The sequence below is a fragment of the Spirillospora sp. NPDC127506 genome (assembly GCF_040302145.1).
GTDB lineage: Bacteria > Actinomycetota > Actinomycetes > Streptosporangiales > Streptosporangiaceae > Spirillospora.
This window is the reverse complement of record NZ_JBEORG010000018.1, coordinates 1-15640: the sequence shown is the minus strand read 5'-3', so window position 1 is coordinate 15640 and position 15640 is coordinate 1. Positions and strand designations below refer to the sequence as shown.

13 protein-coding genes and 1 tRNA gene are annotated in these 15640 nt (G+C 70.2%); 11 read left to right on the top strand and 3 right to left on the bottom strand.

Annotated features, from left to right (window positions below):
- Positions 1 to 57: 57 nt before the first annotated feature.
- The 7 genes from gnd (at position 58) to ABTW95_RS18430 (ending at position 8959) form a co-directional block, all read left to right on the top strand.
- Entirely contained in the window at positions 58 to 978 is a 921-nt protein-coding gene (gnd, locus tag ABTW95_RS18460; RefSeq protein ID WP_396450248.1) for a phosphogluconate dehydrogenase (NAD(+)-dependent, decarboxylating), read from the top strand.
- A gap of 125 nt (positions 979 to 1103) precedes the next feature.
- The gene (gene recF, locus ABTW95_RS18455; RefSeq protein ID WP_396450246.1) at positions 1104 to 2228 is read left to right on the top strand and encodes a DNA replication/repair protein RecF; all 1125 of its coding nucleotides are present in this window, start codon (positions 1104 to 1106) and stop codon (positions 2226 to 2228) included.
- Between the two features lie 84 nt (positions 2229 to 2312).
- Positions 2313 to 2888 carry a DciA family protein gene (locus ABTW95_RS18450; RefSeq protein WP_396454561.1) on the top strand — a complete coding sequence of 192 codons (576 nt, stop codon included), beginning with the start codon at positions 2313 to 2315 and terminating at the stop codon, positions 2886 to 2888.
- Between the two features lie 360 nt (positions 2889 to 3248).
- Positions 3249 to 5186: a DNA topoisomerase (ATP-hydrolyzing) subunit B gene (gyrB, locus tag ABTW95_RS18445; protein ID WP_396450242.1), complete on the top strand. Its 1938-nt coding sequence runs from the start codon at positions 3249 to 3251 to the stop codon at positions 5184 to 5186.
- Positions 5187 to 5307: 121 nt separating this feature from the next.
- Entirely contained in the window at positions 5308 to 7812 is a 2505-nt protein-coding gene (gene gyrA / locus ABTW95_RS18440) for a DNA gyrase subunit A (RefSeq protein WP_396450240.1), read from the top strand.
- A gap of 45 nt (positions 7813 to 7857) precedes the next feature.
- The gene (locus ABTW95_RS18435; protein WP_396450238.1) at positions 7858 to 8793 is read left to right on the top strand and encodes a DUF3566 domain-containing protein; all 936 of its coding nucleotides are present in this window, start codon (positions 7858 to 7860) and stop codon (positions 8791 to 8793) included.
- A gap of 92 nt (positions 8794 to 8885) precedes the next feature.
- Positions 8886 to 8959, top strand: a tRNA-Ile gene (locus tag ABTW95_RS18430).
- An 841-nt stretch (positions 8960 to 9800) separates the two neighbouring features.
- Here the strand turns inward: ABTW95_RS18430 and ABTW95_RS18425 are convergent.
- On the bottom strand, positions 9801 to 10661 hold the full coding sequence (locus tag ABTW95_RS18425) for a dioxygenase family protein (protein ID WP_500226885.1): 861 nt from the start codon (positions 10659 to 10661) through the stop codon (positions 9801 to 9803).
- Positions 10662 to 10799: 138 nt separating this feature from the next.
- Between ABTW95_RS18425 and ABTW95_RS18420 the strand changes: the two genes are divergently transcribed.
- On the top strand, positions 10800 to 10988 hold the full coding sequence (locus ABTW95_RS18420; RefSeq protein WP_500226884.1) for a DUF8817 family protein: 189 nt from the start codon (positions 10800 to 10802) through the stop codon (positions 10986 to 10988).
- A 466-nt stretch (positions 10989 to 11454) separates the two neighbouring features.
- On the opposite strand, the gene ABTW95_RS18415 is transcribed toward ABTW95_RS18420, so the two are convergent.
- Entirely contained in the window at positions 11455 to 11805 is a 351-nt protein-coding gene (locus ABTW95_RS18415; RefSeq protein ID WP_396450235.1) for a VOC family protein, read from the bottom strand.
- 280 nt (positions 11806 to 12085) lie between these two features.
- Between ABTW95_RS18415 and ABTW95_RS18410 the strand changes: the two genes are divergently transcribed.
- The 3 genes from ABTW95_RS18410 (at position 12086) to ABTW95_RS18400 (ending at position 14455) form a co-directional block, all read left to right on the top strand.
- The gene (locus ABTW95_RS18410; RefSeq protein ID WP_396450233.1) at positions 12086 to 12319 is read left to right on the top strand and encodes a hypothetical protein; all 234 of its coding nucleotides are present in this window, start codon (positions 12086 to 12088) and stop codon (positions 12317 to 12319) included.
- Positions 12276 to 13208, top strand: coding sequence for a helix-turn-helix transcriptional regulator (locus ABTW95_RS18405; RefSeq protein ID WP_396450232.1), 933 nt, complete (start codon positions 12276 to 12278; stop codon positions 13206 to 13208). The genes ABTW95_RS18410 and ABTW95_RS18405 overlap by 44 nt, the downstream gene beginning before the upstream one ends.
- Before the next feature lie 308 nt (positions 13209 to 13516).
- Complete coding sequence (locus ABTW95_RS18400) at positions 13517 to 14455, top strand: DMT family transporter (protein WP_500226883.1); 939 nt, start codon at positions 13517 to 13519, stop codon at positions 14453 to 14455.
- A gap of 237 nt (positions 14456 to 14692) precedes the next feature.
- Here the strand turns inward: ABTW95_RS18400 and ABTW95_RS18395 are convergent, their stop codons facing one another.
- Positions 14693 to 15499, bottom strand: coding sequence for a hypothetical protein (locus tag ABTW95_RS18395; protein ID WP_500226882.1), 807 nt, complete (start codon positions 15497 to 15499; stop codon positions 14693 to 14695).
- Positions 15500 to 15640 lie beyond the last annotated feature (141 nt).

Here is a 15640-nt window from a genome sequence, read left to right as displayed (position 1 = left end):
GGAGCCGCCTTCGCGGCGCGCGATTACGACCAGTTGTGCACAGGGGAGTGAGCTTTCATGGAGCTTGGGATCATCGGCCTGGGCAAGATGGGCGGCAACATGGCCGAGCGGCTGCGCCGCGGCGGCCACACTGTCGTCGGCTATGACCGCGATCCGCAGGTCAGCGACGTCGGGTCGGTGGAGGAGCTGGTCGAGCGGCTGTCCGCGCCGCGCGCCGTGTGGGTGATGGTGCCCGCCGGGGAGCCCACCGCGGAGACCATCCACAAGCTGGGGGAGGTCCTGCAGTCCGGCGACCTCGTCGTGGACGGCGGCAATTCACACTATGTGGACGACCTGAAGCACGGCGAGGAGCTCGCGGCCAAGGGCATCGGGTTCATCGACTGCGGTGTGAGCGGCGGCGTGTGGGGCCTGGAGAACGGCTACGCGCTCATGGTCGGCGGCGACGACGACAACGTGAAGCGGCTGATGCCGATTTTCGAGACGCTGAAGCCGGAGGGGGAGTTCGGCTTCGTCCACGCGGGCAAGGTCGGCGCGGGCCACTACGTGAAGATGGTCCACAACGGCATCGAGTACGCGATGATGCAGGCGTTCGGCGAGGGCTTCGAGCTGATCCAGGCGTGCGACCTGGTGACGCGGGTGCCGGAGACGTTCCTCAGCTGGCAGGAGGGCACGGTCATCCGGTCGTGGCTGCTCGACCTGCTGAACCGCGCGCTCGCCGAGGACCCCGAGCTGGACGACCTGCGCGGCTACGCCAACGACTCGGGCGAGGGGCGGTGGACAGTGCAGGCCGCCGTCCAGTACGCCGTGCCGCTGCCCGCGATCAGCGCCTCGCTGTTCGCGCGGTTCGCGTCCCGGCAGGAGGACTCCCCCGCGATGCGCGTCGTCGCCGCGCTCCGCAAGCAGTTCGGCGGCCACGCGGTGGCGGCCGCCGGCGACGGCGACTCCCCCGGCGCCGACGTCACCCCTCCCAAGGTCTGACCGGGTCGCCCGCATCCGCGGCCGGCGAGCCGCGCCGCAGCCGGCCGCCGGGCCGCGCCTGCCGGGCCGCGCCTGCCGGGCTGTGCGGCTCGATCGGGCCCGGTGAGGCTCTACGCTCGTGTCTCGTGCACGTCGCCCACCTTTCGCTGCAGGACTTCCGGTCGTACCCGGCCGCCGAGGTCGCGCTCGAGCCCGGGGTCACGGCGTTCGTGGGCCCGAACGGGCAGGGCAAGACGAACCTGGTCGAGGCGATCGGGTACGTGGCCTCGCACAGCAGCCACCGGGCGGCCACGGACGCGCCGCTCGTCCGGCACGGGGCGCCGCGTGCGATCGTCCGGGCGGGCGTGGTGAAGGACGACCGCAAGGCGCTGATCGAGCTTGAGATCAACCCCGGCAAGGCGAACCGGGCGCGGCTCAACCGGTCCCCCGTCCCCAGGCCGCGCGAGATCCTGGGGATGCTGCGGACGGTGCTGTTCGCCCCGGAGGACCTCGCGCTCGTGAAGGGCGACCCGGGGGAGCGGCGCCGCTTCATGGACGAGCTGCTCACCGCGCGGGCGCCGCGGTTCGCCGGGGTGCGGTCCGACTATGAGCGCGTCCTCAAGCAGCGCAACGCCCTGTTGAAGTCGGCGGCCGCGCACAGGCGCTCCCCCGGCGCCGAGGTGCTCGCGACCCTGGACGTGTGGGATTCGCACCTGGCGCGTACCGGGTCGGAGCTCCTGGCGGCGCGGCTGCGACTGGTCGACGCCCTGCGTCCTCTCGTGGCGCGCGCGTATGCGGCCCTTGCGCCGAACAGCGGTGCCGCCGACCTCGTCTACAAGAGCTCGCTGGGGGACGTGGAGTTGTCCACAGACCGTGGACGACTGGCCGAGCAGCTCATGGCCGCGGTGGGTGAGAACCGCAAGCAGGAACTGGAGCGGGGTGTGAGCCTCGTCGGCCCTCACAGGGACGAGCTCGTCCTGCGCCTGGGGGAGCTTCCGGCGCGCGGCTACGCGAGCCACGGCGAGTCGTGGTCGTTCGCCCTGGGGCTGCGGCTGGCGGCCTACGACCTGCTCCGCGCGGACGGGGACGACCCCGTCCTCATCCTGGACGACGTGTTCGCCGAGCTGGACACGGGCCGCCGCAGCCGGCTCGCCGACATGGTGGCGCCGGCCGAGCAGGTCCTCATCACGGCCGCCGTCCCCGCGGACGTGCCCGCCGAACTGACAGGGGGCTCGTATACCGTCTCCGACGGCAAGGTCGTCCGGGACTGACCCATGGAAAGCCGGCCATCCGGCCCGAGCGGCGCGTGGTTCGGTCCGGGAGACCCCGCGAGCGGAACCGGAAGGGGCGAGCGCGTGAGTGATGATCCACAGGATGTGCATGACCTCTCCTCCGAGTCCCCCGAGTCCCCCGAGAACGGATCCGCAGGCGCCGCGGCCGGGGCTCCGGACCCCGCGCCTCCGGCCAAGTCGGGGATCGAGCTGGCCCGCGAGGCCCTCGCCCAGGCGAAGGCCGACGCGCTGAAGCGCGGCACCCTCCCCGGCCAGAACGGCAGGCGCAAGGGCACCGGACGCGTCGTCCGGGTCCGGGAGCCGGGGCGGGGCGGCGACCCCAAGCTGTTCGGCGCGGCGATCCGCGACCTGCTGGCGTCCCGCGGCTGGGAGCAGCGGGCGGCCGTCGGCGGCGTGTTCGGCAACTGGGCGGGCATCGTCGGCGCCGAGCTCGCCGAGCACACCCGCCCGGAGCGCTTCGAGGACGGCGTGCTGACCGTCGCCGCCGACTCCACGACGTGGGCGACGCAGCTGCGCCTGCTGTCGTCCACTCTCGTCCGGCGGCTGAACGAGGAGCTCGGGCACGGCACCGTCCGCCGGGTGAAGGTCGTGGGCCCGTCGTCCGGCCCCCGCCGCACGGGCGCGTGGCGGGTACGTTGAGCCCGCAGCGGCCTCGGCGCGCCGTGGGACGCCTGCGGCGGGTGGGAACATCTGTTCGCCGGACGGGCCGCCCGATTCAGCGGCCAGCGCCACGTAGGCCAGAGAACCCCCCTGGACCTATGGGGGGATGTGGCTCCGCTCCCGATCGGCCGCCACACGCGCACACAGCGCTCGTGAGTGCCACTTTTCGCCGCGCTACCCGGTAGAATGTAGGTGGTTCAGGATGCTGCGCCGCCGTGGGGCGCCCGGGCTCTGACCAAGGCGAACAGAGCGTGACCGGGTGCCCCCATGTGTGTTACGGGGCACATCGCGCCTCCCTCGGGTGCGGAGCGGCAGACATCCCCGGCAGGAGGATCTCTTTTGGCGTACGACGCTAGTTCGATCACTGTCCTTGAAGGGCTTGAGGCGGTCCGCAAGCGCCCCGGCATGTACATCGGCTCGACGGGCGAGCGCGGCCTGCACCACCTCGTCTACGAGATCGTGGACAACGGGGTCGACGAGGCCCTGGCCGGCCACGCCGACAACATCGTGGTGACGCTGCTGGCCGACGGCGGTGTGAGCGTGGACGACAACGGCCGCGGCATCCCCGTCGGCGAGCACCCTGTGGAGAAACGTCCGGCCATTGAGCTGGTGTTCACCACGCTGCACGCGGGCGGCAAGTTCGACGGCAAGTCCTATGCGGTCTCGGGCGGTCTGCACGGTGTCGGCTCGTCCGTGGTGAACGCGCTGTCCACCCGGCTGGAGGCCGAGGTCCGCCGCAACGGGCACGTGTGGCGCCAGTCGTACACGTGGCGCGGCCCCGAGGCGGAGCTCCAGAAGGGCGAGGAGACCGACGAGACCGGCACCCTCATCAGGTTCTGGCCGGACCCGGAGATCTTCGAGACCACCGAGTGGAACTTCGAGACCCTCTCCCGCCGCATGCAGGAGATGGCGTTCCTCAACCGCGGCCTCGCCATCACCCTGCGGGACGAGCGCCCCGACCACTCCAACGGCGAGCCGCACGTCGTCCGGTACCACTACGAGGGCGGCATCGAGGACTTCGTCCGCTACATCAACGCGCGCAAGGACGCCGTCCACGAGTCGGTGGTGTACTTCTCCGACGACACCGAGGGCATGTCGGTCGAGATCGCCATGCAGTGGAACTCGTCGTACGCCGAGTCCGTCCACACCTTCGCCAACACGATCAACACGGCGGAGGGCGGCACCCACGAGGAGGGCTTCCGGGCGGCGCTGACCGCGATCGTCAACCGGTACGCCCGCGACAAGGGCCTGCTGCGGGAGAAGGACGACAACCTGACCGGCGAGGACGTCCGCGAGGGCCTCACCGCGATCATCTCCATCAAGCTGGCCGACCCGCAGTTCGAGGGGCAGACCAAGACCAAGCTCGGCAACACCGAGGCCAAGTCGTTCGTGCAGCGGGCCTGCAACGTCTACCTGCGCGACTGGTTCGAGGAGAACCCGGGCGAGGCCAAGGAGATCATCAACAAGGCGTCGCAGGCGGCGCGCGCGCGGGTTGCGGCGCGGCAGGCGCGCGACCTGACCCGCCGCAAGAGCCTGCTGGAGTCGACGTCGCTGCCCGGCAAGCTGTCGGACTGCCAGTCCACCGACCCGGCGAAGTCCGAGCTGTACATCGTCGAGGGCGACTCGGCGGGCGGCTCCGCGAAGGGCGGCCGCAACCCGCACTTCCAGGCGATCCTCCCGATCCGCGGCAAGATCCTTAACGTGGAGAAGGCCAGGATCGACAAGATCCTGAAGAACAACGAGGTGCAGGCGATCATCACGGCGCTCGGCACCGGCGTGCACGACGAGTTCGACATCAGCAAGCTCCGCTACCACAAGATCATCCTGATGTCGGACGCCGACGTCGACGGCCACCACATCAACACGCTGCTGATGACGCTGCTGTTCCGGTTCATGAAGCCGCTGATCGAGGCCGGGCACGTCTACCTGTCGCAGCCCCCGCTCTACAAGATCAAGTGGGACGCGCGGGGCTCCGACGCCGACTACGCCTTCTCCGACGCCGAGCGCGACGCGATCATCGAGGCCGGGATCGCCGCCGGCAAGCGCGACCCCCGCCCCCGAGACCAGGTGCAGCGCTTCAAGGGCCTCGGCGAGATGAACGCCAACGAGCTGTGGGACACCACCATGGACCCCGACAACCGCGTCCTGCTGCAGGTCCAGCTGGACGACGCCGCCCAGGCGGACGAGCTGTTCAGCGTGCTCATGGGCGAGGAGGTCGAGCCCCGCAGGGAGTTCATCCAGCGCAACGCCAAGGACGTGCGCTTCCTCGACATCTGATGTGCGCGCCAGGCGGGGCTCCCGCCCGCCACGGCTCCCGCGGCTCCCGCAGGCCGGGCTCCCCCAGGCAGGCGCACATCCCACCCGCTGAGCTTCCCATCGAGCAGAAGAGGTCTTCAGAGTGACGGACGTGACCACAGAGGGCGGCCACCCCGGCGAACGGATCGAGCCGGTCGACATCCAGGTCGAGATGCAGAAGAGCTACCTCGACTACGCGATGTCGGTCATCGTCGCGCGCGCGCTGCCCGAGGTGCGCGACGGGCTCAAGCCCGTCCACCGCCGGGTCCTGTACGCGATGTACGACGGCGGCTACCGGCCCGACCGGGGCTACTTCAAGTGCGCCCGCGTCGTCGGCGACGTCATGGGGAACTACCACCCGCACGGCGACTCCGCCATCTACGACGCGCTCGTCCGGCTCGCGCAGCCCTGGTCGATGCGGTACCCGCTGGTCGACGGCAACGGCAACTTCGGCTCGCGCGGCAACGACCCCGCCGCGGCGATGCGGTACACCGAGTGCCGCATGGCGCCCCTCGCGATGGAGCTGCTGCGCGACATCGACAAGGAGACCGTCGACTTCTCCCCCAACTACGACGGCCGCTCCCAGGAGCCGGACGTCCTGCCGTCCCGGTACCCGAACCTGCTGGTCAACGGGTCCGCCGGCATCGCGGTGGGGATGGCGACGAACATCCCGCCGCACAACCTGCGCGAGGTCGCCGACGGCGTCCGCTGGTACCTGGAGAACTACGGCGCGTCCGACGACGAGCTGCTCGAAGCGCTCATCGAGCGGATCAAGGGCCCGGACTTCCCGACCGCCGGCCTCATCGTCGGCCGCAAGGGCATCGAGGAGGCGTACCGCACCGGCCGCGGCTCCATCACCATGCGGGCCGTCGTCGACGTCGAGGAGATCCAGGGCCGCACCTGCCTCGTCGTCACCGAACTCCCCTACCAGGTCAACCCGGACAACCTCGCGCTGAAGATCGCCGACCTGGTGAAGGACGGCAAGCTCGACGGCATCGCCGACGTCCGCGACGAGACGTCCGGCCGGACGGGGCAGCGCCTCGTCATCGTGCTGAAGCGCGACGCCGTCGCCAAGGTCGTCCTGAACAACCTGTACAAGCACACCCAGCTGCAGGAGACGTTCGGCGCGAACATGCTCGCGCTGGTCGACGGCGTGCCGCGCACCCTGCGCATCGACCAGTTCGTCCGGCACTGGGTCGCGCACCAGGTCGAAGTCATCGTCCGCCGCACCCGGTTCCTGCTCCGCAAGGCCGAGGAGCGCGCCCACATCCTGCGCGCCCTGCTGAAGGCCCTCGACCGGATCGACGAGGTCATCGCCCTCATCCGGCGCTCCCCGTCCGCCCAGGAGGCGCAGCAGGGCCTGATGGGGCTGCTGGAGATCGACGAGATCCAGGCGCAGGCCATCCTCGACATGCAGCTGCGCAAGCTCGCCGCCCTGGAGCGCCAGCAGATCACCGACGAGTACGACAAGCTCATGGCGGAGATCGCCGACTACAACGACATCCTCGCCTCGCCCGACCGGCAGCGGCAGATCGTCGGCGACGAGCTCGCCCCCATCGTCGAGAAGTACGGCGACGAGCGCCGCACCGAGATCGTGCCGTTCGACGGGGACGTCTCCTACGAGGACCTCATCGCCGAAGAGGACGTCGTCGTCACCATCACCCGCGGCGGCTACGCCAAGCGCACCCGCACCGACCAGTACCGGGCGCAGCGGCGCGGCGGCAAGGGCGTGCGCGGCGCGCAGCTGAAGCAGGACGACATCGTCGACCAGTTCTTCGTCACCTCGACGCACAACTGGATCCTGTTCTTCACCAACAAGGGCCGCGTCTACCGGGCCAAGGCGTACGAGCTGCCGGACGCCGGCCGCGACTCGCGCGGGCAGCACGTCGCGAACCTGCTGGCCTTCCAGCCGGACGAGCGCATCGCCCAGGTGATGGACCTCCGCGACTACGACGTCGCCCCCTACCTCGTCATCGGGACGAAGAAGGGCCGCGTCAAGAAGACCGCGCTGCGCGACTTCGACTCGCCCCGCACCGGCGGCATCATCGCCATCAACCTCGTCGAGGGCGACGAGGTGATCGCCGCCCGGCTCGTCTCCGCCGAGGACCGGCTGCTGATGGTCTCCACCGGCGCCCAGGCGATCAAGTTCCGCGCCGACGACGAGTCGCTGCGGCCGATGGGGCGCGCCACGTCCGGCGTCATCGGCATGCGCTTCGACGAGGACCAGGAGGTCCTCAACATGCTCGTCGTCCACAACGGGTCCGACGACGTCCTGGTGGCCACCCGGGGCGGCTACGCCAAGCGCACTCCCGTGGACCAATACCCTCTCCAGGGTCGTGGGGGTAAGGGCGTCCTCACCGCTAAGATCGTTGAATCGCGCGGGATGTTGGTAGGGGCGCTGATAGTCGGCCCCGACGACGAGGTGTTCGCGATGACGTCGAACGGTGGCGTGATCCGCACCACCGCCGCGGAGATCAAGCAGTCCGGCAGGCAGACCATGGGCGTCCGCCTGATGAACCTCGCGGACGGGGACAGCGTCGTGGCGATCGCGAGGAACGTAGAGTCCATCGAGGACTCGGACGACGGCGAAGGGGGCGACGGTGAGTGACGTATTCTGCATCGTCACCGAGCCGCTAGGCCAGGAGGACGACACGTGAGCACCGAGCCCGGCAAGAACAAGGGCGGTCCGCCCGGCGCGGCCGGTCAGGGGAAGGGCGGCGCCGCCAAGAAGCCCGGCGCCGAGCCCGAGCCGTCCAAGACCGGGACGAAGCCGTCCAAGACCGTCGCCGCCGCGTCCGCCAAGCCCGGGCGGGACGAGACGACGGTCGACCTCGACACGCCGGACGGCGACGGGAAGCCGGGCTCGCCGAGCGCCGACACCACCCGCATCGACCTGGCCAAGATCGAGGAGGAGAAGCCGGCGAAGGACGCCGGCACCCCCGAGATCGCCCCGGTCAAGGACCCGGCCGACGACCCGCCCTCCGCGTCCCCCGGCTCGGCGGGCTGGGCCAAACCCGCCGAGCCGTCCGGTTCGGTCTCTGCAGGACGTACGGAGAGCGCCGGCAAGCCGTTCAACGCGTCCCCCGGCAACTCCTCCAAGCCCACGTCATCGGGCGGCACCCGCCGCGGCTTCGCCGGCACCGTCCTGAAGGACCGCCCGTCGTCCACCGCCGTCGCCCCGGCGAACTCGGCCAAACCCGCGAACACCAAACCGGCCCGCAAGGCCCAGCTCCAGCTCGCCAGGCTCGAGCCGTGGTCGGTGATGAAGTTCAGCTTCGTCATGTCGCTGGTCTGCTTCGTCATCCTCCTCGTCGCCGTCATCGTCCTGTACGTGATCCTCGCGGGCCTCGGCGTGTTCGACGCCATCAGCGACACGATCAACAGCCTCACCCGCGAACAGGGCGAAACCACCGGCAGCGTCGACGCCGGCAACTGGTTCTCCTTCTTCCGCGTCTTCGGCTACACCGTCCTCGTGGGCGCCCTGAACGTCATGCTCATCACCGCCCTGTCCACGGTCGGCTCCGTCATCTACAACCTCGCCGCCGACCTGGTCGGCGGCGTCGAGGTCACCCTCAAGGAGGCCGAGTAGCCCCGCCCCGCCGCCGCCCGGCAACCGATTTCCGGTTGTCCGCCCAGATGGGGTAACCTCTCGTTGCGCCGCCAGGGGCGGCGGCACACTCCGGGCCTATAGCTCAGTCGGTTAGAGCGCATCCCTGATAAGGATGAGGCCGGTGGTTCAAGTCCACCTAGGCCCACTTCGGAGTTGGGAGTGACGTGCTCGGAGCCCTGGGGGGCTCCTCGCCGTCACTCCTTCGTCATTTCTGCCTGGGGGGCGACCCCCAGACCCCCGATGTGGGGGCTCCGCCCCCACGCCCCCTCCCGGCTCAGCTCTTCGCGTTTCGTCCTGTTTGTGCGGGGTTGTTGCCTCTGGCGACTTTTTCCGCCTGCCTTTCGGAGTGTGGCCGGAGGTTCCCGACCGCTGGGGGGTTGCGCCTCCCCGCCCCCTCGCGGCTGAGCTTTCAGGGTTCCGTCCTGTCTGTGCGGGGTTGCTGCCTCCGGCGACTTTTCCCGCTTGCCCTTCGGTGCGCTGGCCGGAGGTCCCCAATCGCTGTGGGGTTGCGCCCCTACGTCCCCTCGCGGCTGAGCTTTCGGGGTTCCGTCTTGCCTGTGCGGGGTTGCTGCCCTCGGCGTCCTTTCCGCCGCTTCTTCAGCACGCCGACTGAGGCCCGAACCCCTGTGGGGCTCCGCCCCTACATCTCCTCCCGGGGCCTGCTGCGATTCCTATGATGGCGTCCATGAGGGCGGTGCCGATCGCGTGGTCGGACTACTTGTATCCGCTTCCGTAGTGGCCCCACGGCGTGCCTATGACCAATCCGGCCGGCGTTCTCCGAAACGACCGCATGGGACCTCGGCATCCCGGGGTGGATCTCGGTGAAGGTGCGGGTCGGAGTCTGATGGAGTAGTGATCCGTCGTCGGTGATGGTCGGGAGCAGTTATCCATAAGGTGGGAGTGTTTCTCCACAGGTTGTGGATAACTGTGCCGCGGTTTCGTTTCTGGTTCGGGTGGCCGGGGGAGTCGGAGGGCGTTGGTGCAGGCTACGCCGGCTGTCTGGGGAGGGTCAGGTCGAACTCGGCGTGCCGGAAAGGGGTTTCAACGCCGTTGAGTGCGGCGGCCGCCTCATCGTGGGACTCGGCGAAGTCGACGATGAGGCTGTGCTTGACCGCGAAGACGGCGTCCGAGTCAAGGTAAGGGCTGTCGGCCACGAAGATGTGGGTGGTCAGGGGCACGTGGCCGTCCGCCCGGACGATGAAGTGAATGTGCGCGGGACGGTAGGGATGCCGCCGGGTGGCCTTGAGAAGCTGCCCGACCGGGCCGTCCGTGGGGATCGGGTAATGGCTGGGGACGACTGTGCGGAAACGGAAGCGTCCCTCATCGTCGGTGCGGAACAGTCCACGGCCGTTGCCGGGTGGCTGTGAATCCGGCCGTTGGACGTCGTAGAAGCCGTTTTCATCGCACTGCCATACGTCGACTTCAGCATTGGGCAGTGGTGTTCCGTCTGTGCTCAAGACTCGGCCCGATACCACGCATGGTTCGGCTTCGCCCACCAGGTCGATGCTGTCGCCCAGCTCCCGCGGTGGCGACTCGACCATGTGGAAGGGGCCCAGGACGGTGCTCTCCGTCCCGCCTTCCTGCTCGTTGAGGGTTTCCACGAGCATTGAGACGCCGAGGACGTCCGACAGCAGGACGAACTCCTGCCGTGTGTCAGTGCATGCCTGGCCCACCGCGGTGAGAAACTCGATCCCGCGTTCCCACTCCTCGACGGACGGCCTGGCATCGCGGACGAACGCGTGCAGGTGGCGGGTGAGCGTGTTCAGCAGTTCCCGGAGGCGTGCGTCCGGAGTCTCGCTGAAACTGTTCTGAACGGCCTCTGTGGCGGTGTGCTCGGTGAAGTCCACGATGCCTCCCGACCTTGTTGTCCACAGTCTGTGGAAAACCCTCGCGGCCAGTGCCTGGGTATGGGTGCTACTCCATCCTCTACCTCTGCGGCTTCGGGCGGGCAGATGACGCTCTAACCCTGGCGCGGCGACGTCGAGTTGCATCTCTTCGGGTGGCGAAAGCATCTCACCGCGAGCGTCGATGACCTGTACGGCGGACTCAAGCGGGCGCTCGGGCGGGGTTCCCACGCGGGGCTGCCCAGGATCAGTGCCCTTCAGGACACGCCGTACGGTGTCCGGCAGTTCCTCCTCAGCGATCCGGATGGCCTCCAGCCGCGCCCACCTTGAGGCGATGCCGGCGTAGGGCCGGTGGCCGGTTGGGGACGTGGCTGGGGATTGCCGGTGGGCGGCGTTGTCCACTGCCCGGCTTCGGTTGTGGAGGAGATTCGCCCACAGGCTGTGAATGCGGTGTGGGCGAGAGGCGTCCCAGGGTGCTCTTAGCCCAGGTCATCGGCTTTTCCGCGACGTGGACAACGAGGCGGGACGGCTGGGGGTGACCTGGGGAAGAATGGTGGACGCCGAACCGGCTGGTCGTACCCAGGGTGTGCACAGAAGTTATCCACAGGGTGTGGATTCTGTGGACGGCGGCCGGGGCGCGTGGATGATGGAGAGGACGGTGCCCAGCGGGGCGCCCCGAAGCGTGGAAAACCCGGCTGTTCTGGGGATCCGCCTGTGGACGCGACCTCCGGATCGCGTGTCACCAGGGACGAGGAGGTGTGCGTCATGGTTGTCCACAAGCTGTGGATGACGGGCTCTACAGGTCAGTGGCCCGCGGGTGCCGGGGCTGGTAGATCGGCAGCTCGGCGCCGCTCGGCAGCCTGATCGCCGCGAGCAGTCCCCAGCCCTGATCGCTGACCTGTGCGTCGACCTGGACGCCCTTGCGGGCGAGGTCGTCCAGGGTGGCGCGGATGTCGTCGCACATCAGGTAGAACTCGTGGCGGGGCTCCTCGTCGGTGGGGTGCGCCGCCACCTCCGCCGGCGGCAGCTTGAAGATCAGCCATCCGTGACCGGCGTCGACGTCGGGCAGGCCGAGCACGTCCCGCAGGAACGCGCGGTCCGCTTCGGCGTCGCGGCTGTAGAGGATCACGTGTGCACCGTTGATCATGACCGTTCCCTTCGTTTCCACCGGTCCCTACCCCTTATCGGCCGCCCGTCGGCCGTGTCGGGGATGAGGTTGGAGGTGTTCTCCGTTAGCTCGTACATGACTGGCGTGATCCGGCTTCGCGCCGCCCAGGCCGCCGGCGTGCCGCACCCGGCGGGAAGCGGGTGCGCCGGCGTACGGTGGACTGCGGCCGGTGCCGAACGGTCCCGGGGCGTCGCGCGGCGCATCGTGGAACCCCCTCTGACCTGCGAACACCAGTTCGAATACATGCTACGCTCCCGGCATGGGGCAGTTGCTGAACGAGCCGGTCCGAACGGAGCACGACCCGGCGGGACGGCTCACCGCGTACGAGTGGCGGGGGACGCGCTACGCGGTGGACGAGGTGCTGAAGACCTACGGGACGGCCCGCGAGGGCAGGGTCTACCGGGTCCGCGTCACCGGCGCCGAGGGCGTGGCCGTCGCGGAGCTGGGCCGTGACGAGGACCGCTGGCGGCTCCGGCACGTCTTCTCGGCCTGACCTCCTCCTCGGGCGCGGCGGCGCGCCGTCCGCCGACCAGACCCTCTGGACCCGCGTCGCCGGGATCCAGGGCGCGCCGCTCGACCTGCTGACGGCCAGGATCGGCCGCCGCCACTACGCGCCGCACACCCACGACGAGTACGCCATCGGGGTGACGGTCGACGGCCTGGAGACGATGCGCTACCGGGGCGAGAAGATCTACTCGGCGGCCGGCAGCCTCGTCGTGGTCGAGCCGGGGGAGGCGCACACGGGCGGTCCGGCGCGCCCGGACGGGTTCGCCTACCTGTGCGTCTACCCGGGCGCCGAACTGCTGGGCGCCGCGACGACCGCGGAGCCCGGCCCCGTCCCGGCCGAACCACACTTCCGCGACCCGATCATCGACGACGTCCGGCTCGGCCAGGAGCTGCGGCTGGCCCACCGTGCCCTGCGGCTCGGCGAAGACCCGCTGGAGGGCGAGTCCCGGCTGCTCGGAGTGCTGGGCGCGCTCGTCCGGCGGCACGCGGTCCACGCGCCGAAAGCGGTGCCGGAACACCGGCGATCCGACTCCAGGGGCATCGCGCGGCAGGTCGCGACCCGCCTCTCGGACGAGATGGCCGCCCCGCCGACGCTCGCCGAAATGGCCGCCGACCTGGACCTCTCCCGCTACCAGCTGCTGCGCGCGTTCCGCGACGCGGTGGGCATGCCGCCGTACGCGTGGCTCGCCCAGCACCGGGTGACGCGGGCCCGGGCGCTGCTGGAGACCGGGCACCGTCCGGCGGAGGCGGCGACGCTCGTGGGGTTCGCCGACCAGGCGCACCTCACCCGCTGGTTCCGCCGCGTGGTCGGCGTCACGCCCGGCGCGTACCGCAACAGCGTTCAAGACAGCGCGGCCCGCCGACAGGCATCCTGAGAACGTCCGCCCCGATGGGGCCGGCCGAAAGTGCTGGTCACGCCGAGTGGCCCGGCACCGATCGCCGTCGGGACCAGATGCCGCGGCGCAGGGATCCGCTGCGCGGCGGGATCATCCCGGCGGCGGTCGCGACCGGGTCCGGGCACGCCGCACAGGTTCCGCCGCCGCGGCGAGGTCCGCCCGGCGCTGATCAGCGGCTCGGATACCGCTGTGCGGGGGTCGCTGCCGCGAAGTCGCGGCAGTGTCCGGTGCCGTGGCCGGGGCCGAAGGCGCCCGGTGGGGCGGGCGGAACGGGAACGGAGGTCGTGTTGAGTCGCCGTGGCTGGATTCTGTTCGCGCTGATGAGCGTGCTGTGGGGCATCCCCTACCTGATGATCAAAGTGGCGGTCGAGAGCGTCTCGGTGCCGATGGTGGTGTTCGCGCGGACCGCGCTCGGCGCCCTCATCCTGCTGCCGCTGGTGCTGCGGTCCGGGCAGCTGGACGCGGTGCGCCGGCACTGGCGCCCGCTGCTGCTGTTCACCGCGGTCGAGATCCTCGGCCCGTGGGCGCTGCTGTCCGACGCCGAGAACCGGCTGACCAGCTCCATGACCGGGCTGCTGATCGCGGCCGTCCCCATCGTCGGGGTGGTGCTGGCCCGGCTCACCGGCGACGGGGAGCGGCTCGGACCGGTGCGCTGGGCGGGGCTGCTCGTCGGGCTGGCCGGCGTCGGCGTCCTCGCCGGGCCGCACCTCGGCGGCGGCAGCGCGCGGGCGATCGGCGAGGTCATGCTCGTCGCGCTCGGATACGCGATCGCCCCGATGATCGCCACGCGGCGCCTCCAGGGCCTGCCCAGCCTGCACATGGCCGCGTTCGCGCTCGCCATCGCGGCGCTGATCTACACCGGTCCCGCGATCGCCACCTGGCCGGACGAGATGCCGAGCGGGCGCGTGCTGGCCGCGCTCATCGGCCTCGGCCTGATCTGCACGGCGCTGGCGTTCATCGTGTTCTTCGAGCTGATCCGGGAAGTCGGCACGTCCCGCGGCATGGTGTTCACGTACGTGAACCCGGCCGTGGCGGTCGCCGCCGGGGTCGTGTTCCTCAACGAGCCCCTCACCGGGACGATCATCGCGTCGTTCGTGCTGATCCTGCTCGGGTCCGTCCTCGCCACGGCGCACCGCTCCCCGTCACCCGAGGCGCCCGCTGCGCCCGCGCCCGGCGATGACAAGGCGGACGCTGCGAAGACCGCCCCGGAGCCGGCGTCCGGGTGAGGGACGGCGGGGTCGTCGGCCGGCGCGCGCGACGACCAGCCGCCCCGAAGGGCGGAGGCCGCAAGACGACGCCGGCCGCGATACCGCGGCCGGCGTTCGCCGTCCCTACGGGTCCGGCGGACCGAGCAGCCTGATCGGGCGAAGCGTCGCGGTCGTGCGAGGTCGTCGAAGCGGGCAGCCTGGGCCTGCGGGACAGCGCGGCCGTGTCGCAGGCGCCCGCCGTCCGTCCTGCGCGGCTCAGCGGAGCGTGACGATGAAGCGCTGGGGCTTGCCGATGTTGCCGGACGGGTCGGTGGCTCGGTACTCGATGGTGTGGCGGCCCTTGCCGAGCTTGCCGTAGGTGAGGCCGTCGATGACGGTGCCGTCCGCGGTGAACAGCCAGGGGGCGGACGAGTCGGTCGGCCAGCCGAAGTAGTTGAACCAGCCGTCGCCGTCCACGCGGAACTCCGAGACGACCACACCGGGACGGTCGTCGGTCCCGGTCAGCCGCATGGTGAACGGGCCGTCGAACACGAACTCGGACGTGTGCCCCGCCCGGACCCGGCTCGCTGCGGCCTTGGACAGGGCGTACGCCACTGTCGGACGTTCGGCGTCGACCGTCCACACACGGCTGTTGGAACCGACCCTCGCGACCAGCGTGTGCGTACCTGCGGACAAGCGGAACCGTCCGAGATCGATGTCCCGGCCACCGCCGCGAACACGGCGCCCATCGAGCTCCCAGTGCACCTTGGGCGCGAACCCTGCCGGGTGGGTCGTCTCCACGTACACGGCGGATTCGGCACCAACCGGCTTGTCGGTCGGCGTAGAGGAGCTGAAGTCGACCGGCATGGTCGCCGATGGGGTCTTCAAGCTGGTGTCCACACTCCACCTGCGAACCTGAATGAGCGCGGGCGACGTCCTGATCGCCGGGTCTCGGACGAAGTCGGTGGGGTCTGTGACCGTCACCTTGACCGTGTGCGTGCCCTTCTTGAGGTGCAGCCCGGCGAGGTCGAGGTTGGAACCCTTTCCGGCGGTCTTCCCGTCGACCGTCCACGCAATGGACAACCGGTGACTAGGCAGTGTTTAGAAAGTGGTGTTGGCCAGGGCTTGAAGCCAGATGTTGATGGCAGCGACCTGGACAGTGGCTTGGTAGCGGACGGCGAGCTTGTCGTAGCGAGTGGCCACGGCCCGGTGCTGCTTGAGCAG

Coding starts and splice junctions, on each gene's coding strand:
- gnd (WP_396450248.1), top strand. CDS start 58: ATGGAGCTTGGGATCATCGGCCTGGGCAAGATGGGCGGCAACATGGCC.
- ABTW95_RS18415 (WP_396450235.1), bottom strand. CDS start 11,805: ATGATCAACGGTGCACACGTGATCCTCTACAGCCGCGACGCCGAAGCG.
- ABTW95_RS18410 (WP_396450233.1), top strand. CDS start 12,086: ATGGGGCAGTTGCTGAACGAGCCGGTCCGAACGGAGCACGACCCGGCG.